Genomic DNA, 15,951 nt, shown 5'->3' on the forward strand with positions numbered 1-15,951 from the left:
ATTTAAGTTGCTGTTTTTATATTGTTTTTGAGGTCATCAACCGAAGATTGTTTTTGCTTTAGCGTTTTGCTTGTATAATTTTTTGCCATTGATTTTTCTTGGGTTAGTTTTGGGCATCAATGGTTTGTGCAATAACTCTAATACGTTGACGAAAATTGCCAAATAAAAAACGGCCCCGTTTCCGGAGCCGTTCGATGTATATCTTTCAATCGACTTACTTCGGGCCGATCATCTCTTCTGGACGAACATACTGATCAAACTCTTCGTTGGTCAGGTAACCGCCTCCGACAGCCTCTTCACGCAGCGTCGTGCCGTTCTTGTGTGCGGTCTTGGCAATCTTGGCGCAGGCGTCGTAACCCAGCTTGCTGTTGAGAGCCGTGACCAGCATCAGGGAGTTTTCAACGCCCTTGCGGATGTTGTCTTCGCGCGCTTCGATGCCAACAACGCAGTTGTCGGTGAAGGACACGGCAGCGTCGCCCAGAAGCTGGACGGACTGCAGGAAGTTGTAAGCCATCATCGGGTTGTAGACGTTCAGTTCGAAGTGGCCCTGGCTGCCTGCGAACGTAATGGCGGCCTGGTTGCCGAAGATATGCGCGCAAACCTGCGTCAATGCTTCAGACTGTGTCGGGTTGACCTTGCCTGGCATGATCGACGAGCCAGGCTCGTTTTCTGGCAGCGACAACTCGCCAAGGCCGGCGCGTGGGCCAGAGCCGAGGAAACGGATGTCATTGGCAATCTTGAACAGGGCAGCAGCGGCAGCATTGATGGCGCCGTGCGAGAAGACCATGGAGTCGTGCGCTGCAAGCGCTTCGAACTTGTTAGGGGCGGTGACGAAGTCGAGACCGGTGATGGAAGCGATTTCTTCGGCAACCTTTTCAGCAAAGCCGACTGGTGCGTTAAGGCCGGTGCCGACGGCGGTGCCGCCCTGTGCCAGTTCGCAAAGGCCGGGCAGGGTCAGTTCAATGCGCTTGATGGCAGAAGCAACCTGTGCGGCGTAACCGGAAAATTCCTGGCCAAGCGTCAGCGGGGTGGCGTCCTGCGTGTGCGTGCGGCCAATCTTGATGATGTGGGCGAAATCCTTCGCCTTCTTGTCCAGTGCTGCATGCAGGTGCTTGAGGCTTGGCAGAAGGTGGTGAACGATCTCTTCGGCGCAGGCAATGTGCATGGCCGTCGGGTAGGTGTCGTTGGACGACTGGCTCATATTGACGTGATCGTTCGGGTGAACAGGCTTCTTGGAGCCCATCTCTCCGCCCAGCATTTCGATGGCGCGGTTGGAGATCACTTCATTGGCATTCATGTTGGACTGGGTGCCGGAACCGGTCTGCCAGACAACCAGCGGGAAGTGGTCGTTCAGCTTGCCGTCGATAACTTCCTGCGCTGCCTTGACGATGGTGTCGCCAACGGAGCTGTCCAGGCGGCCAAGTGCCATGTTGGCGCGGGCCGCGGCCTGCTTGACGATGCCCAGTGCACGAACAACCGAAAGTGGCTGCTTTTCCCAGCCAATCTTGAAGTTTCCAAGCGAACGCTGTGCCTGTGCGCCCCAATATCTGTCGCTTGCGACGTCGATCGGGCCAAATGTATCGGTTTCCGTGCGGGTGGCTGTCATCGGTCCTGCCTCTTAATGCTCAAATCCTCCGGCAAAACGGCACTTTTGCACGCCTTGCGCGCGCAGACATATAGAGCCATCCGCCCAGCATGGAAAGCCCATATGACCCTATCTTGAGTGTAACAATGGGGTTTGTCGAAAATCGAATATTCCGCGCCGTGGCATATCCGTCACATGGCGTTTTCGCGTAAAAATCGCAGCAGTGCTGAGTTCATGATGTTTGTTATTTTATGTATAAGCCATCAAAAATAAAGGAAAATTTAACCATTTAATCCAACCCTGCATGGAGTGCTGACGATGGTGCTTCCGTAACGGAAAGTTGAGGTGCTCGATGCCCCGCACTGTCGTCCGTTTTCTTTTCAAAAAACCGGTAATCGGTTAGACAGTCATTAAATAAATACAGGCGGAATCAGCTGCATTCCCGCCTTATGGTGTGAGGACGAAATTGCATACAGGATCTGGAAAAACATCGGCTGCGTTCATGCTGGCAGCCGGGCTTGCGTTCTCGGTAGCCATGCCTTCATCTGCTGGCGCTGTCACGCTGCTTGATCTCTTGCGCGGTGGTCCGGGCAAGCAGGGCGCACGTGAACAGCAGCCACTGCCAGGCGTCGTGACCGGTAACGGCAGCAGTGCCCGCGTCACAAATGATGCTGACCCTGAGCCTCTGCCGCGTATCGCCGGCCCTCGCTATTATACCTACAAGGCAGACGCGACCCAGACGGTGAAAACCACCGGTTTCGGCGAGGCTGACAATGAGGCGCGTTTCCTTGATAATGCCAAGGTCAGCGCACCGGTTGATGTCGCCAAGGCGCTGGAAGCCTATTACGGTACTGGCGGCAAAACGCTTTGGGTCACCAATGGCGAAGTCAATGAAAAGGCCAATGCCGTTCTCGAGTTCTTCGCAGGCGTTTCGGCAAGCGGTCTTGATCCGGCCGACTACATCATTTCCGTTCCTGCCAGCGACGTCACCGCCAGCATCAGCGAAACACCGGCAACAGCACCGGAAGAGCCGGTGCAGCAGCAGGTGAGCAGCACAAACGACGCTTACCAGCGCGCCTTGATGCAGTTTGAACTGTCGCTATCTGCAAAAGTCCTGACCTACGTGCAGGACAATATGCGTGGCCGCGTCGATCCGAACAAACTGTCCGGCTACCATGATTTTAAGCGCAAAACCGTCAATCTGGCGCCGGTTCTGAAGCTGTCACGTCTCAGCACCGACATTACGGCCTATCTGCGCAGCCGCGAACCATCAAACCCGGAATACCTGTCGCTGAAGGCCGAACTGGCTGCGCTGCGTGAGCAGGATGGCAACGAGCATGAGCGTATCGTTCTCTCCGACAACCTGCTTCTCAAGCCCGGCAACACCAATGCTGAGCTCGCCAATGTCGTGAAGGCAATCCAGCACCGTTCGTCGGAAAGCCTGATACAGCAGCATTCCGAAACCTTCACCACCTACCAGCAGACCCCGGAATACACGCCGGAACTGGTGGAGCTGGTCAAGGCCTTCCAGGGCGAACATGGCCTGAAGGCTGACGGTGTTATCGGCCGCGCAACGGTTCGCGCCATGATCGGCGACAGCAATGAAGCCAAGATCAACAAGGTCGTGGTGGCGATGGAGCAGGTGCGTTGGCTGCCAGCAGACCTCGGCCAGCGTTACGTCTTCATCAACCAGCCTGCCTTCATGGCCTATTACCACAATGAAGGTAAGGAAGAGTTCGGCATGAAGGTGGTTGTTGGCTCCAAGGCCAACCAGACCTATTTCTTCCAGGACCAGATCCAGACGGTAGAATTCAACCCTTATTGGGGCGTTCCGCAGTCGATCATCGTCAACGAAATGCTGCCGAAGCTGCGCAATGACCCATCCTACCTGGACCGCCTCGGTTATCAGGTTGAGGTGGGCGGCAAGCCGGTTTCGTCTTCCAGCGTCAACTGGTACGGCTCGACCAATGCCATTGCGGTTCGCCAGCCGCCAAGCAGTGACAATGCGTTGGGTGACCTGAAGATCCTGTTCCCGAATGCGCACGCCATCTACATGCATGACACGCCTGCCAAGAGCTTCTTCTCGCGTGACATGCGTGCGCTCAGCCACGGCTGTATTCGTCTGGTTGATCCGCGCCGCATGGCTGCGGCCGTGATGGGTGTTGGCATCAGCGAGATCGACCAGCAGATTGCATCCGGCAAGAACCGTGCGGTTCAGGTGCCGGTGAAGATCCCGGTTTATGTCTCCTATTTCACTGCATGGCCGAACAAGGATGGAAAGGTCGAGTTCTTCGACGACGTCTATGACCGTGACAGCTATGTCATGAAGGCTTTCGGCGTAACCAGCAAGGCACGCGGATCGTCAGTCTGAGACGACATCACCCAAAAACAAAAGCACCCGAAAGGGCGCTTTTTTTATGCGATAAATTCTAAGGCTCGGCTCGAGATCAGGCTGCCTTTGCGCGGTCGGAAATCAACTGTAGCAACAGTTCCGGTGTCAGTTCGTCAAACGAGCTGATCACGTAGGATGGGTCCAGCTGTTCAACCGGTATGTCGGTGTAACCGAAGGTCACGCCGATGGAAGGAACGCCAGCGTTTTTGGCGGCCATGATATCGTTGACGCTGTCACCGATCATGACGCAATTGTCCAGACGACCCTTGGCAAGTTCGACGGTGCCGATGATATGGGCGGCATCGGGCTTGCGCACCGCAAAGGTGTCACCGCAGGTGATGGTCGGGAAATACTGGGTCAGATTCAACTGTTCCAGCAGTGGCAGTGTCAGCACGGCCGTTTTGTTGGTGCAGACGGCGAGCTCGAAACCGGCGTCCTTCAGACGCAGCAGCGCCTCGATAATGCCGGGGTAGGGTTTGCTGTCACCGGGAATGTTCTGCTTGTAATAATCGATGAAGCGCAAAAACAGCTCTTCCAGCCGTTCGTCGGACAGCGGCTGTTCGCGCAGCGCATAAGCGCGCTTGATCATGGTTTTAGCGCCCTGGCCAACAAGATGCATGAGATCTTCGTAGGTCACAGGGGCAAGATTGTCTTCGGCGATTGTGCTGTTGAGGCTGGTGACGAGATCGGGTGCAGTATCGATCAGGGTTCCGTCGAGGTCGAAAATGGCAAGTGGCGCAGTCAAAGGCGTTCTCTATGGCTGGGATTGAATGTCATGGGGCTCACAATTCTGTGCGGCAGCCTAAGCAATGCCATGGGCATTTGCAATAAACTGCTGTCATCCGTGGTCTGTTCGCGCATAAGGGCTTTCGTTTGGCAAGCGAGGCGTGTAAACAGCACGCGAAGAAAACGACTGGAGATTTTGGCATATGGATGCCCGCCAGATGAAGATTAAAGCCGCCGAGGCTGCCTTGTCCTATGTTGAGGATGGTATGCGGCTCGGTATTGGCACTGGTTCGACAGCCGAAGAATTTGTCCGTTTGCTGGCCGAAAAGGTCGCAGGCGGTTTGAAAGTGCAGGGGGTCCCAACCTCCGAGCGGACCGCGCGTCTGTGTGTAGAACTTGGCATTCCATTGAAATCGCTTGAAGAATTGCCGCAGCTTGATCTGACCATTGATGGTGCGGATGAGGTGGATGGCAACCTTAGCCTGATCAAGGGCGGCGGCGGCGCATTGCTGCGTGAAAAGATCGTTGCAGCGGCATCGTCGCGCATGATCGTCATTGCTGACGAAAGCAAGGTTGTCGAAACGCTTGGCGCATTCCCGTTGCCAATCGAGATCAATGCCTTTGGACTTGCCTCTACACGCATTGCGATTGAGGCACTGGCATCGCGCCTCGGTCTGACGGGCGAGCTGAAATTGCGTGGAACAGAGGATGGTCCGTTCACGACTGACGGCGGCCACCTTATTTTTGACGCATCATTTGGGCGTATTCCTGATTCAGAAACGCTGGCGAACCAACTCAATGCGATTCCCGGTGTTGTGGAACACGGACTTTTCATCAATATGGCGTCGCTTGCCATTATTGCCGGCCCTGGCGGGGCACGTGCAATGCAAGCAAGAATATAACAGGAGCAAATATTTCATGATCAGAATAGCGGGACTGGGCCGCGCTGCCGCTGCTTCGATCCTTTTTTCAGGTCTCGTTTTCGGCTCTGCCGTACGGGCGCAGGAAATTTCGGAAGAGCACATCGCTGCGGCTAAGCAAGCCATTGCCACGCTTGGCGTTACCGAGCGCTTCGATGCCATTCTGCCGGGTCTTGCCGAGCGTTTGAAGGCTCAGCTCATCCAGGCTTCGCCAAATGTTCAGGACGCGATCAGCCAGACGGTTGATGAAACTGCACTGGCGCTGGCGCCACGCCGTGCCGACCTCGAGCGTGAAGCTGCTGCGACCTACGCAAAGACCTTCTCGATTGACGAGTTGAAGGCTATCAGCGCGTTCTACAACAGCGAAGCTGGCAAGAAGCTCCTGAAAGACGGACCGATTGCGACACGCGAACTGTTGAAGGCTGCCGATATCTGGGCATCCGGCATCAACCGTGACCTCAGCGAAAAGAGCATGGCTGAACTTCAGAAGGTTGCCGGTGCCGATCTCGCACCACTGCCAGCCGAAGGCGCTGCCCCGGCTGAAGCACCGAAACCTTGATCTTCAGTTTTTCGTGAATTCATTAGCCCGGCCTCATGGCCGGGCTTTTCATTTGGTGTGTTGAATACCTATATCAGCAGCACACAGACGCAAGGATACCGGGGCCGTTTATCGGGTATCTTCAAAGGGGTATATTATGACAGCTTATGACTATGACCTTTTCGTTATCGGTGGTGGTTCCGGTGGCGTGCGCAGCGCGCGCGTAGCCTCTTCGCTTGGTAAACGTGTCGCTATTGCCGAAGAATATCGTTACGGCGGAACCTGCGTCATCAGAGGCTGTGTTCCCAAGAAGCTGTTTGTTTATGCCTCGCAATTCCCTGAGCATTTTGAAGATGCCGCCGGTTTCGGCTGGACGGTCGGCGAGCGTAGCTTTGACTGGAAAAAGCTCGTTGCTGCCAAGGATCAGGAAATCACCCGTCTCGAAGGCCTGTATCGCAAGGGTCTGGAAAACGCCAAGGCTGACATTTACGACAGCCGTGCTGAGCTGGTGGATGCCCATACCGTCAAGCTGGTGAAGACCGGTCAGACCTTCACGGCTGAACGCATTGTCATTGCCGTGGGTGGTACACCCAATGAGCACAAGGCACTCAAAGGCCATGAGCTGACGATTTCCTCCAACGAGGCTTTCGATCTTGAAACGCTGCCGCGTTCCATCCTGATTGCCGGTGGCGGTTACATTGCTGTTGAATTTGCCAATATCTTCCACGGTCTTGGTGTGGAAACGACGCTGATCTATCGCGGCAAGGAAATCCTGTCGCGCTTCGATCTCGACATGCGCCGTGGTCTGCATGAGGCCATGGAAGCCAAGGGCATCCGTATCATTTGCTCTGACGTTATCGAGGAAGTCTCCAAGGCACCGGATGGTGGTCTTATCGCCCGCACCCTCAACAACGGTACGCTGTCGGTCGATACCGTCATGCTGGCACTGGGACGTGACCCCAATACCAAGGGTCTTGGCCTTGAGGCGGCAGGCGTGGCGTTGGACAAGCGCGGTGCGATTGTCGTGGACGAATATTCGCGTACCAACGTGCCAAGCATCTTTGCACTGGGCGACGTCACCGACCGGGTACAGCTGACGCCAGTGGCTATTCATGAAGCGATGTGCTTCATCGAAACCGAGTTCAAGAACAATCCGACCAAGCCGGATCATGATCTCATTGCCACCGCCGTGTTCTCGCAGCCGGAAATCGGTACGGTTGGTCTTTCGGAAGAAGAGGCGGCCTCCCGCTATCAGGAACTGGAAGTCTACCGCGCGCAGTTCCGCCCGATGAAGGCTACATTGTCCGGTCGCTCCGAGAAGACGATCATGAAGCTGATTGTCAATGCTGAGGACCGCAAGGTTGTTGGCGTTCACATTCTTGGCCACGAAGCTGGTGAAATGGCGCAGCTGCTTGGCATCACCCTCAAGGCCGGTTGCACGAAGGATGACTTCGACAACACCATGGCGGTGCATCCAACTGCGGCCGAAGAGCTGGTGACGATGTATTCACCGAGCTACAGGATCCGGAACGGCGAACGCGTCTGAATTCGGTTTTTCTGATATAATCGATTTACGGCCCCATCCGGGGCCGAAATGGTACTGATTGATGCAATGGCGACCTATGCAAGGGCGTCCGACAGGTTTATAAGCCGCCTCTATTTTGGCGAGGACGGCTTCCCGCATTGTGCGGGAAAGGAAACAGGTGAGTAAAATGGCACAGAATTGGAACCCGGCGAGCTGGCGACACAAGCCTATACAGCAGGTGCCTGATTATCCGGATCAGGACGCATTGCATGCAACCGAAGCCAAACTCGCAAAGTATCCGCCACTCGTTTTTGCTGGTGAAGCACGCCGTTTGACGCGCTCGCTGGCCAATGTTGCCAATGGCGACGGCTTCCTGCTTCAGGGCGGTGACTGTGCGGAAAGCTTTGCCGAGCATGGCGCTGATACCATCCGCGACTTCTTCCGCGCCTTCCTGCAGATGGCCGTTGTGCTGACCTATGGCGCGCAGCTGCCTGTCGTAAAGGTTGGCCGTATTGCCGGTCAGTTTGCCAAGCCACGCTCTTCGAATGTCGAAGTGCTGGATGGCGTGACGCTGCCAAGCTACCGCGGTGACATCATCAACGGTATCGAATTCAATGAAGAGTCCCGCGTTCCGGACCCTGAGCGTCAGGTCATGGCATACCGCCAGTCGGCTGCAACGCTCAACCTGCTGCGCGCCTTCGCCATGGGTGGTTATGCCAACCTGGAAAACGTGCATCAGTGGATGCTCGGCTTCATCAAGGACAGCCCGCAGGGCGACCGTTACCGCAAGCTGGCGGATCGTATCTCTGAAACCATGGACTTCATGAAGGCCATCGGCATTTCGGCAGAAAACAATCCAAGCCTGCGCGAAACAGATTTCTTCACCAGCCACGAAGCTCTGCTTCTCGGTTACGAAGAAGCGTTGACACGCGTCGATTCCACATCGGGCGACTGGTATGCAACATCCGGCCACATGATCTGGATTGGCGACCGTACGCGCCAGCCGGACCATGCGCATGTTGAATACTGCCGTGGCATCAAGAACCCGATCGGCCTGAAGTGCGGTCCGTCCATGACGGCAGACGGCCTTCTGGAACTGATCGACATTCTGAACCCTGCCAATGAAGCCGGTCGCCTGACGCTGATCTGCCGCTTCGGCTATGACAAGGTTGCCGACCATCTGCCGCGCCTCATCCGCGCAGTAGAGCGGGAAGGCCGCAAGGTTGTATGGTCGTGCGATCCGATGCACGGCAACACGATCACACTCAACAGCTACAAGACGCGTCCATTCGAGCGTGTTCTGTCGGAAGTGGAAAGCTTCTTCCAGATCCACCGTGCAGAAGGCACGCATCCGGGCGGCATCCACGTTGAAATGACCGGCAATGACGTAACGGAATGCACAGGCGGCGCACGTGCCGTAACGGCAGACTCGCTGTCTGACCGTTACCACACCCATTGCGACCCGCGCCTGAACGCAGACCAGGCCCTGGAACTGGCTTTCCTTCTTGCCGAGCGCATGAAGGGTGGCCGCGACGAAAAGCGTCTCGCTGTCGCAAACGCCTGATCTGGACTGTAAGGTCTGACATAAAGAAAGCCGTCGGAGAAATCCGGCGGCTTTTTAGTTGGCTGTAGGAGAGTTCAGCAGAGGAGGAGAATTACTGCACGAGGGCAGGTTGCATGCAGCGCACATCCGTGACGCGTACATCAGCTTCACCGATCTTGATACCGAGGACCAGCAGCGTGTTGTAGAGCACGGTGTCGAGTGGTTTGGTAACCAGTGACAGGGTGTCTGCCAACGCTGATGTGACAAGGGTCGGTGTTCCCAGTGTCAGGAACAGAACCTTGATATCAAGATCGAGATTTTTAAGCAGCGACTGGATCAGCGACGTCGCCGTATCCTTGGTCGAGACATTCTTGACGGTGCCTTGTGTTATGTCCGCCTGCGAGAAGGTGACTTTGGTTTTGGTCATGTTGGAGGCGGTGATCTGCGCCTTGCCAAGGATTTTCAACAATGCTGAATCCACCACCGCAGCCTGCACGACGCGCGGCGTCTTGCCAAAATTGTTGAAGGCCGATGTATCGACATCGCCAAGCGCAATATCGGCGGCACCCGGCACCACGTCGACATCAACCGTGCCCTGACCGCCACCGGTGCAGCGAATGGCAGCAAGACGTGCTTCGGACTGAGCTAGATCAATATAGATTGGCACGCGCACCCGAAGACCGGCAATAGCGCTCAAGCCATCCACCGCCACTTCGACGGCCAGACGTGTCTGCGCAGTACGAACGATGGTTCCCTGTCCACCCACTGCCAGAGCAGGGGTGCCAACCGGCGCCTCGCCGATGGCCAGCTTGATCTTGGTGGAGGCAAGACCGGGAATGCCGGCGCCGAGGTCGACGGCAATCTGCTGGCCACCATTGGCGGCGATGGCCGAGGCGTTGAGAAGGTCAAACACGCTGGCCATGACCTTCAGATTGTCGCCGGCACCAATCAGCTGCTCCTGCACGGGGCCTAGATTGAGGACTTGTGCCAGTTTCAGGGTCAGCTGGGTTTTGTTGGTGGCACGTTCCAGTGTCTTCAACACCGTGGCAACTGCCGGTTTGACGCCGGTGGTCTTGCCCAGCACACTCAATAGTTTACCGTAGGTAATGTCGGTGTTCAGCAGGTCCTTATAGGTACCTGCCGTTAGGTTAAGGTCGAGCGCCAGGGCATTGAGAACCTGCAACGCATTGATGTCTGCATCGATCAGCGCGTTGTAATCCATGACATTCAGATTGACGGTCGTGCCGAGCAATCCGCCGAGAATCGCATTGAGCAGACCGTTATTGACGCTGGTCAACCGTGAACCGATCGAAAAGGCTGCCAACTGGTTGCCTGACGCCGTGCCGCTTGCCGAAATGGTTGGAGCACTGGCAAAGGCACCGGCAAAAAAGATCTCGCCTTTTTCGGTAATCGTCACCTTCAGCGCATTGGTCGGTGTCGCATTGGGCACAAAACGCTGGCCAACCGCGATATTGGGATCAGGCTCGTAGCGACCTTTGATCACTTCGGCATAACCATTGGCACTGGTAAATGGCTTTTGCGGATCAAAGGGCACAACGCCATTGGCGGTGATCAGGCCCGCCGGGCTGACGACGCCAAGATTAAGGTTGTTCAGCTTGAAATATTGGGCGACGGATTGCTCCGGATTGTTGATATCTGCGACACCGGATATCGCCGCGAGATCGGCGGCCTGCTGGGCTTGACGTTTCTGGACGGTCAGATAACCATAGTCCACGCCCAGCGCCAGAATGCCGATGAGAATAGGGGAAGTCAGTGCTGCCGTCAGCGCAATATTGCCGGATGTGTCGCCGCCGAAGCGACGGACGAGCTTCTCAAGATACCACATTCAGACTCCTCCGATCCGGATCGTGGAAAATCGCTTGATGCTTTTTTCCGGCAGGGCATAGGTATAAAGGTTCCAGATCGGCAGACCCCGGGCGTCATACTCGATGGTCACAGTGAACTGGTTGGGATTGGACGGATCGCTTGCAACGGCAACGGTAAAGGCGTTCTTGTCGAGGAAAGCGTAGTTCAACGTGCTTTTCTTGACGAAATCCGTTGCCAGTGTTTCCCGTTCTTTTGTATTGAGCCCTGCAACAGCGGTGCGTGCAGCATCCGCCGCCACTTGCTGAACGGCGTAGGCTGCCGTCAGGTAAATGCCGTATGCGATCAAACTTAGCAGGATGAGGATGAACATCGGGGCGATGATTGCAAACTCGACTGCCGATGCGCCTGATTTATCGCGCAGCACACTACGTATTGAATGCATGATGCGTCCTGTTTTTCGTTTTATTATTATATTCGAATATACTGACGCTTATGTGTTAAAGAATCGTTGATGCGCGAGCGGGCAGCAACCTGCGCGGGAAGCGCTGAATAGTTTTGTTTTTACAGTGTCTTGGAAAAGGGCAGCGAACAAACGCTGACGTTAGATAAGGCCCATGCCCTTGAAGCTGACATGACCATCCTTGCCGATGATGATGTGGTCATGCACGGTGATGCCGAGCGGCTTTGCAGCTTCGATGATTGTGCGGGTCATGTCGATGTCGGCGCGGGACGGTGCGGGGTCACCACTGGGGTGATTATGAGCGAGGATCAAGGCGGTTGCCGACAGTTCCAACGCCCGTTTGATGACCTCACGCGTATAGACGGGCGTATGGTCGACCGTGCCTGTTCCCTGTACCTCATCAGCAATCAGCACATTGCGTTTGTCGAGAAACAGAATACGGAACTGCTCGCGTGTCTCGTGCGCCATGGCGGCATGGCAATATTCGACCACTGCCGACCAGGAGCTTAAAATCTGCTTGTTGCGGATTTCGCTTTTCAGCGTGCGGTGGCCAATGGTCGAGATCAGCTTGATATCCAGCGCCACGGTTTCGCCAATGCCATTGACCTCCTGCAGCAGTGCCGCAGGTGCGCCAAACACGCCGCTCAATGTGCCAAACCGGGCAAGCAATGCCTTGGCAATCGGTTTGGTGTCCTTGCGCGGGATGAGCCTAAACAGCAGCAGTTCAAGGATTTCATAATCGGCAAGTGAGGTGTCGCCATTGTCCCGGTAGCGGCTGCGCAGCCGGTCTCGGTGGCCGTGATAATGATGGTCGACAGATGGGTCGGCCTTGGCTGGTGCTTTCGGTGTTCTCCCTGTCGCTTCGGGTATGCCGAAGAAAACACGTTCGTCGGCTTCCGTCAGGGAAAGGTCAAGACTTTCCTGCCCGGCAGAGGTTGAGGCAAGTGCTTCATGTTCTGCTGTTCGGGCAGGGTCTCTGGCCATGGATCAAGCCTTGAGCGGAGCAAGGCCTGGGCGGTCAAGGCCACCAGGCGACAGCGTGAAGATTTCACAGCCGGTCGCGGTCACGCCAACGGCATGTTCATATTGCGCGGTCAAGGAGCGGTCGCGGGTGACGGCCGTCCAGCCATCGGCCAAGACTTTGACATGTGGCTTGCCGAGATTGATCATCGGCTCGATGGTGAAGATCATGCCTTCACGCATTTCCGGACCTTCATGCGCTTCGCCATAATGCAGGATGTTCGGCGTGTCATGGAACAGCTTGCCAACCCCATGGCCGCAGAAATCGCGGACGACGGAGCAACGTGCGGCTTCCGCATGGGCCTGAATGGCGGCGCCGATTGCGCCGGTGCGCGCGCCCGGACGGACGGCAGCGATGCCCAGCATTAGGCATTCATGGGTCACTTCCAGCAGGCGCTCGGCAGCGCGCTTGATTTCACCCACCGGGTACATGCGGCTGGAATCGCCGTGCCAGCCATCGACGATATAGGTGACGTCGATATTGACGATGTCGCCATCGCGCAGCGGCTTTTCATTGGGAATGCCGTGACAGACGACATGGTTGATCGATGTGCAGACCGACTTGGTGTAACCGCGATAATTGAGCGTCGCGGGCAGGGCACCATGGTCCATGCCGAACTCGAACACAAAACGGTCGATCGTATCGGTGGCAACACCCGGTTTGACGATACTGGCAAGTTCATCGAGGCAGCGTGCAGTCAGCTGGCAGGCCTTTCGCATGCCCGCAAAATCCTCTGCATTATACAGCCGGATCGCCCCAGTATTCTTGAGTGGCGCAGAGGCTGCGTCGATATAGGTCACCATTGTCCGCTTTTCCTGTCGTTTTCTATACTGTTCATAAAACAGCAAGGCAGTGTTCGTCTATCGCAACCACCCCATCGACTGCAATTTCCAGCGGTGAAACACGACATTTTACCGCATAGGCTTCAACACCCTGCCGAATGGCGAGGTTGAAAGCCGCAGCGTAAACCGGATCTAGGTCAGAGCAAATCCGAAACTGGTCGCAGTCGTCGCGCTGGATCAGGTAGAGCATGACGGCACGGTGACCGGCCATTACCATGTTGCCAAGCTCCTGAAGGTGTTTGGTGCCGCGCAGTGTGGCGGTATCTGGAAACTCCGCCAGACCGGGCTGACGCATGAAATGCACGTTCTTCACCTCGACATAGGCATCCGCCCGGCCATCCGCTGACAGGAGAAAGTCGATTCGTGAGTTCTGGCCGTATTTCTGCTCGCGCCGCAATGTGTCGTAACCGGAGAGGGGGGCAATCACGCTATTGCGGATTGCTTCTTCCGCCAGCCGATTCGGCATACCGGTGTTAATGCCGACGATTGTGCCGTCCGCTTCCACCAGTTCCAGCATATAGGTGTATTTCCGGGTGGGACTGACGTTGTGTTGCGACAGCCATATGCGTGATCCGGGCTCGGTCAGGCCGCGCATCGAACCGGTATTGGGGCAGGAGCCGGTGATAAATGTACCATCTTCGAGTTCCGCGTCGAACAGGAAGCGTTTGTAGCGGCTGACAAGACGGGCGGGAACAAGGGGTGTGCTGAAAATCATGCGGCATATCTGGGCGTTTGGACATGAGGTTACAAGCCGATGCGTGACCCAGCTGTGGCCAAAGCAGCGATGAAGAATTGCTCCACAATATTTATAATCTTTGTATTTGCACATGCCGGGCGAAAACGAATACAAGTTGAGCCGCAGAGCCTGAATGATGAGCTGGCTGGCAAAGTGAAGAAGTTTTATCCTGCGGGATAATTGCCGGGACAAGATCGATGAAAAACAGTTTGATGATTGTCAAAGCAGGAACGCGACTGGTCCCCGGTGCTTTTGTTGCTGTGTTGCTGGCAGGTTGCACGACGCCGCAGCCGGTCGATACCACTGCCTCTTTTAATACTCGCCCGGTGGCGCAGGTTGTTGGCCCGCAGCCGGTGAGTTCCCAGCCTGCGGTCAAGCAAGACACCGGCACGTACCCAACCTTCTCAAAGCCACTGACTTCGGCTGCCGATCAGATGTCCGACACTGAGGCCATGGAACTGCAAAAGCGTCTTTCGTCGCTGGCGTCTGCCCGCAAGGCCGGGCGGGTCAGTGAGGCTGACTATCGCCGCCAGTTGCAGGAACTGCAAAACCTTGCCACGCATCACGGTGAGGATGCACAGGCGCAGATCGCGCAGTAATCCCTGCCCAAATTTCCTTGATATGATGGCGCCTTCACGGAATTCTCCGGGGCGCCATTTTTTATGCTTAACCGGGGTTTAAAACGTCATTTGCGTTTTTATGTTTTGGCTTAATCGTTGAATTACTTGGTTTTTTAACGGCAAATCATGGTTTGCACGTTACAGTTCTCCCACGTCAATCAGGCCTTTCAGCAAGGCTTGAAGGGCGCTTGTCGCCGCCGGATCAGTGGCTGCGGTTTCTTGGGGACTGGGGAATGAAATTCGTTATCGCGGTGGTGCTGGCTTACGGAATCCTGTTTTCCGCAAGCGAAGCAAAGGCACCTTCTTTATTTATGATGCATGATTCGGCCGGAGTTTCGAGTTGGCAAATTCCCGGCCGGATTGCTCAGTCGTTGCCTGCCGCGTAGTTCAGGCGGTCGAGATCGCCCACGGTGACGTGACGATTGTTCTCGATGTGAATGACACCTTCCTTGCGCAGCTTGGTCATCTGACGGCTGACGGTCTCTATGGTAAGACCGAGGAAATCGGCGATATCGGCGCGTGACAAGGGCAGGTCGAAACTGGACTTGTCCTCATTTTCCGGATCGATATGGGTGGCAATCAGGTAGAGGAAGCTTGCGACCTTCTCCTGCGCAGACTTGCGACCAAGCGTCAGCATCCAGTCACGCGCTTCATCCAGTTCCTTCAGGGACTGGTCGTATAGCTTGTGCTCCATCTGCGGTGACTGGTTGAGAATGCGGTCCACCACATTGCGCGGGAAGATACAGATGTTGACATCCGTCGCCGCCTCAACCGTTGTGTTGCTTTCACCGACAAAGGGCCGGCCAAGGAAGTCCGGTGCAAATTGCAATCCGACAATCTGCTGACGACCGTCAGACATCATCTTGGACAGCTTCACCACGCCGTTGAGAATATTGGCGTAAGTGGAAATAGATTCGCCCTGGCCAATCAGCTCATTGCCCGCCTCAAGCTTGCGTCGGCTGGAATGTTTGCTGAGTTCCATCAGCTGCGCAGGGCTCAGGGAGCTGCACACCCCGCCATGGCGGGCCTCGCAGGAGCGACAGACGACTGGCTCTTCCGAGTTATGAATGTTCTTAAGCAGCGTATCCATGAGGCAATATCCGATAGTTGCGGTAAAGTGCCGAAAAATCGGCACAAATTTACCCTTCCCAGTTTCTTGACGAAGCCGAATGTCCCCCTACGACTATCTTTGAGGAATGTACGCCTTGATTTGATC

Annotated in this window: 15 protein-coding genes; 7 read left to right on the forward strand and 8 right to left on the reverse strand. The window is 55.7% G+C overall.

Going from position 1 to position 15,951, the window contains the following annotated elements; all coding sequences use genetic code 11:
* Positions 1-214: 214 nt before the first annotated feature.
* Positions 215-1,606, reverse strand: a complete 1,392-nt coding sequence (gene fumC, locus PYL13_RS08290; protein WP_250982691.1) for a class II fumarate hydratase — start codon at positions 1,604-1,606, stop codon at positions 215-217.
* 481 nt (positions 1,607-2,087) lie between these two features.
* Here fumC and PYL13_RS08295 point away from each other — a divergent pair, with 481 nt between their 5' ends.
* Entirely contained in the window at positions 2,088-3,956 is a 1,869-nt protein-coding gene (locus PYL13_RS08295) for a L,D-transpeptidase family protein (RefSeq protein WP_275641389.1), read from the forward strand.
* A gap of 76 nt (positions 3,957-4,032) precedes the next feature.
* Here the strand turns inward: PYL13_RS08295 and PYL13_RS08300 are convergent, their stop codons facing one another.
* Positions 4,033-4,722: an HAD family hydrolase gene (locus PYL13_RS08300; protein WP_250982690.1), complete on the reverse strand. Its 690-nt coding sequence runs from the start codon at positions 4,720-4,722 to the stop codon at positions 4,033-4,035.
* Between the two features lie 184 nt (positions 4,723-4,906).
* Here PYL13_RS08300 and rpiA point away from each other — a divergent pair, with 184 nt between their 5' ends.
* The 4 genes from rpiA to PYL13_RS08320 all read left to right on the forward strand — a co-directional run bounded on the left by rpiA (position 4,907) and on the right by PYL13_RS08320 (position 9,250).
* Positions 4,907-5,605 carry a ribose-5-phosphate isomerase RpiA gene (rpiA, locus tag PYL13_RS08305; RefSeq protein WP_192487695.1) on the forward strand — a complete coding sequence of 233 codons (699 nt, stop codon included), beginning with the start codon at positions 4,907-4,909 and terminating at the stop codon, positions 5,603-5,605.
* Between the two features lie 16 nt (positions 5,606-5,621).
* Positions 5,622-6,182 (forward strand): DUF2059 domain-containing protein, encoded by a 561-nt coding sequence (locus PYL13_RS08310; protein WP_275640993.1) that lies wholly within the window; start codon positions 5,622-5,624, stop codon positions 6,180-6,182.
* A 136-nt stretch (positions 6,183-6,318) separates the two neighbouring features.
* On the forward strand, positions 6,319-7,707 hold the full coding sequence (gene gor, locus PYL13_RS08315) for a glutathione-disulfide reductase (RefSeq protein WP_275640994.1): 1,389 nt from the start codon (positions 6,319-6,321) through the stop codon (positions 7,705-7,707).
* A 166-nt stretch (positions 7,708-7,873) separates the two neighbouring features.
* The gene (locus tag PYL13_RS08320) at positions 7,874-9,250 is read left to right on the forward strand and encodes a class II 3-deoxy-7-phosphoheptulonate synthase (protein WP_192487698.1); all 1,377 of its coding nucleotides are present in this window, start codon (positions 7,874-7,876) and stop codon (positions 9,248-9,250) included.
* Between the two features lie 91 nt (positions 9,251-9,341).
* On the opposite strand, the gene PYL13_RS08325 is transcribed toward PYL13_RS08320, so the two are convergent.
* From PYL13_RS08325 to sfsA, 5 genes are all read right to left on the reverse strand, one after another.
* On the reverse strand, positions 9,342-11,075 hold the full coding sequence (locus tag PYL13_RS08325) for a TadG family pilus assembly protein (RefSeq protein ID WP_275640995.1): 1,734 nt from the start codon (positions 11,073-11,075) through the stop codon (positions 9,342-9,344).
* Positions 11,076-11,498 carry a TadE/TadG family type IV pilus assembly protein gene (locus PYL13_RS08330; protein WP_192487700.1) on the reverse strand — a complete coding sequence of 141 codons (423 nt, stop codon included), beginning with the start codon at positions 11,496-11,498 and terminating at the stop codon, positions 11,076-11,078.
* 159 nt (positions 11,499-11,657) lie between these two features.
* The gene (gene radC / locus PYL13_RS08335) at positions 11,658-12,500 is read right to left on the reverse strand and encodes a RadC family protein (protein ID WP_275640996.1); all 843 of its coding nucleotides are present in this window, start codon (positions 12,498-12,500) and stop codon (positions 11,658-11,660) included.
* Between the two features lie 3 nt (positions 12,501-12,503).
* Complete coding sequence (gene map / locus PYL13_RS08340; RefSeq protein WP_192487702.1) at positions 12,504-13,340, reverse strand: type I methionyl aminopeptidase; 837 nt, start codon at positions 13,338-13,340, stop codon at positions 12,504-12,506.
* 31 nt (positions 13,341-13,371) lie between these two features.
* The gene (gene sfsA, locus PYL13_RS08345; RefSeq protein ID WP_275640997.1) at positions 13,372-14,094 is read right to left on the reverse strand and encodes a DNA/RNA nuclease SfsA; all 723 of its coding nucleotides are present in this window, start codon (positions 14,092-14,094) and stop codon (positions 13,372-13,374) included.
* 218 nt (positions 14,095-14,312) lie between these two features.
* On the opposite strand from sfsA, the gene PYL13_RS08350 reads away from it, so the two are divergent.
* A complete protein-coding gene (locus PYL13_RS08350; RefSeq protein WP_250982682.1) occupies positions 14,313-14,714 on the forward strand; it encodes a hypothetical protein in 402 nt (133 codons plus the stop codon).
* A gap of 254 nt (positions 14,715-14,968) precedes the next feature.
* On the forward strand, positions 14,969-15,121 hold the full coding sequence (locus PYL13_RS08355; RefSeq protein WP_250982681.1) for a hypothetical protein: 153 nt from the start codon (positions 14,969-14,971) through the stop codon (positions 15,119-15,121).
* Here PYL13_RS08355 and fnrN read toward each other — a convergent pair.
* On the reverse strand, positions 15,100-15,825 hold the full coding sequence (gene fnrN, locus PYL13_RS08360) for a transcriptional regulator FnrN (RefSeq protein WP_192487705.1): 726 nt from the start codon (positions 15,823-15,825) through the stop codon (positions 15,100-15,102). The genes PYL13_RS08355 and fnrN overlap by 22 nt on opposite strands.
* Positions 15,826-15,951 lie beyond the last annotated feature (126 nt).

Source organism: Agrobacterium sp. Azo12, from assembly GCF_029193765.2.
Taxonomy (GTDB): Bacteria; Pseudomonadota; Alphaproteobacteria; order Rhizobiales; family Rhizobiaceae; genus Agrobacterium.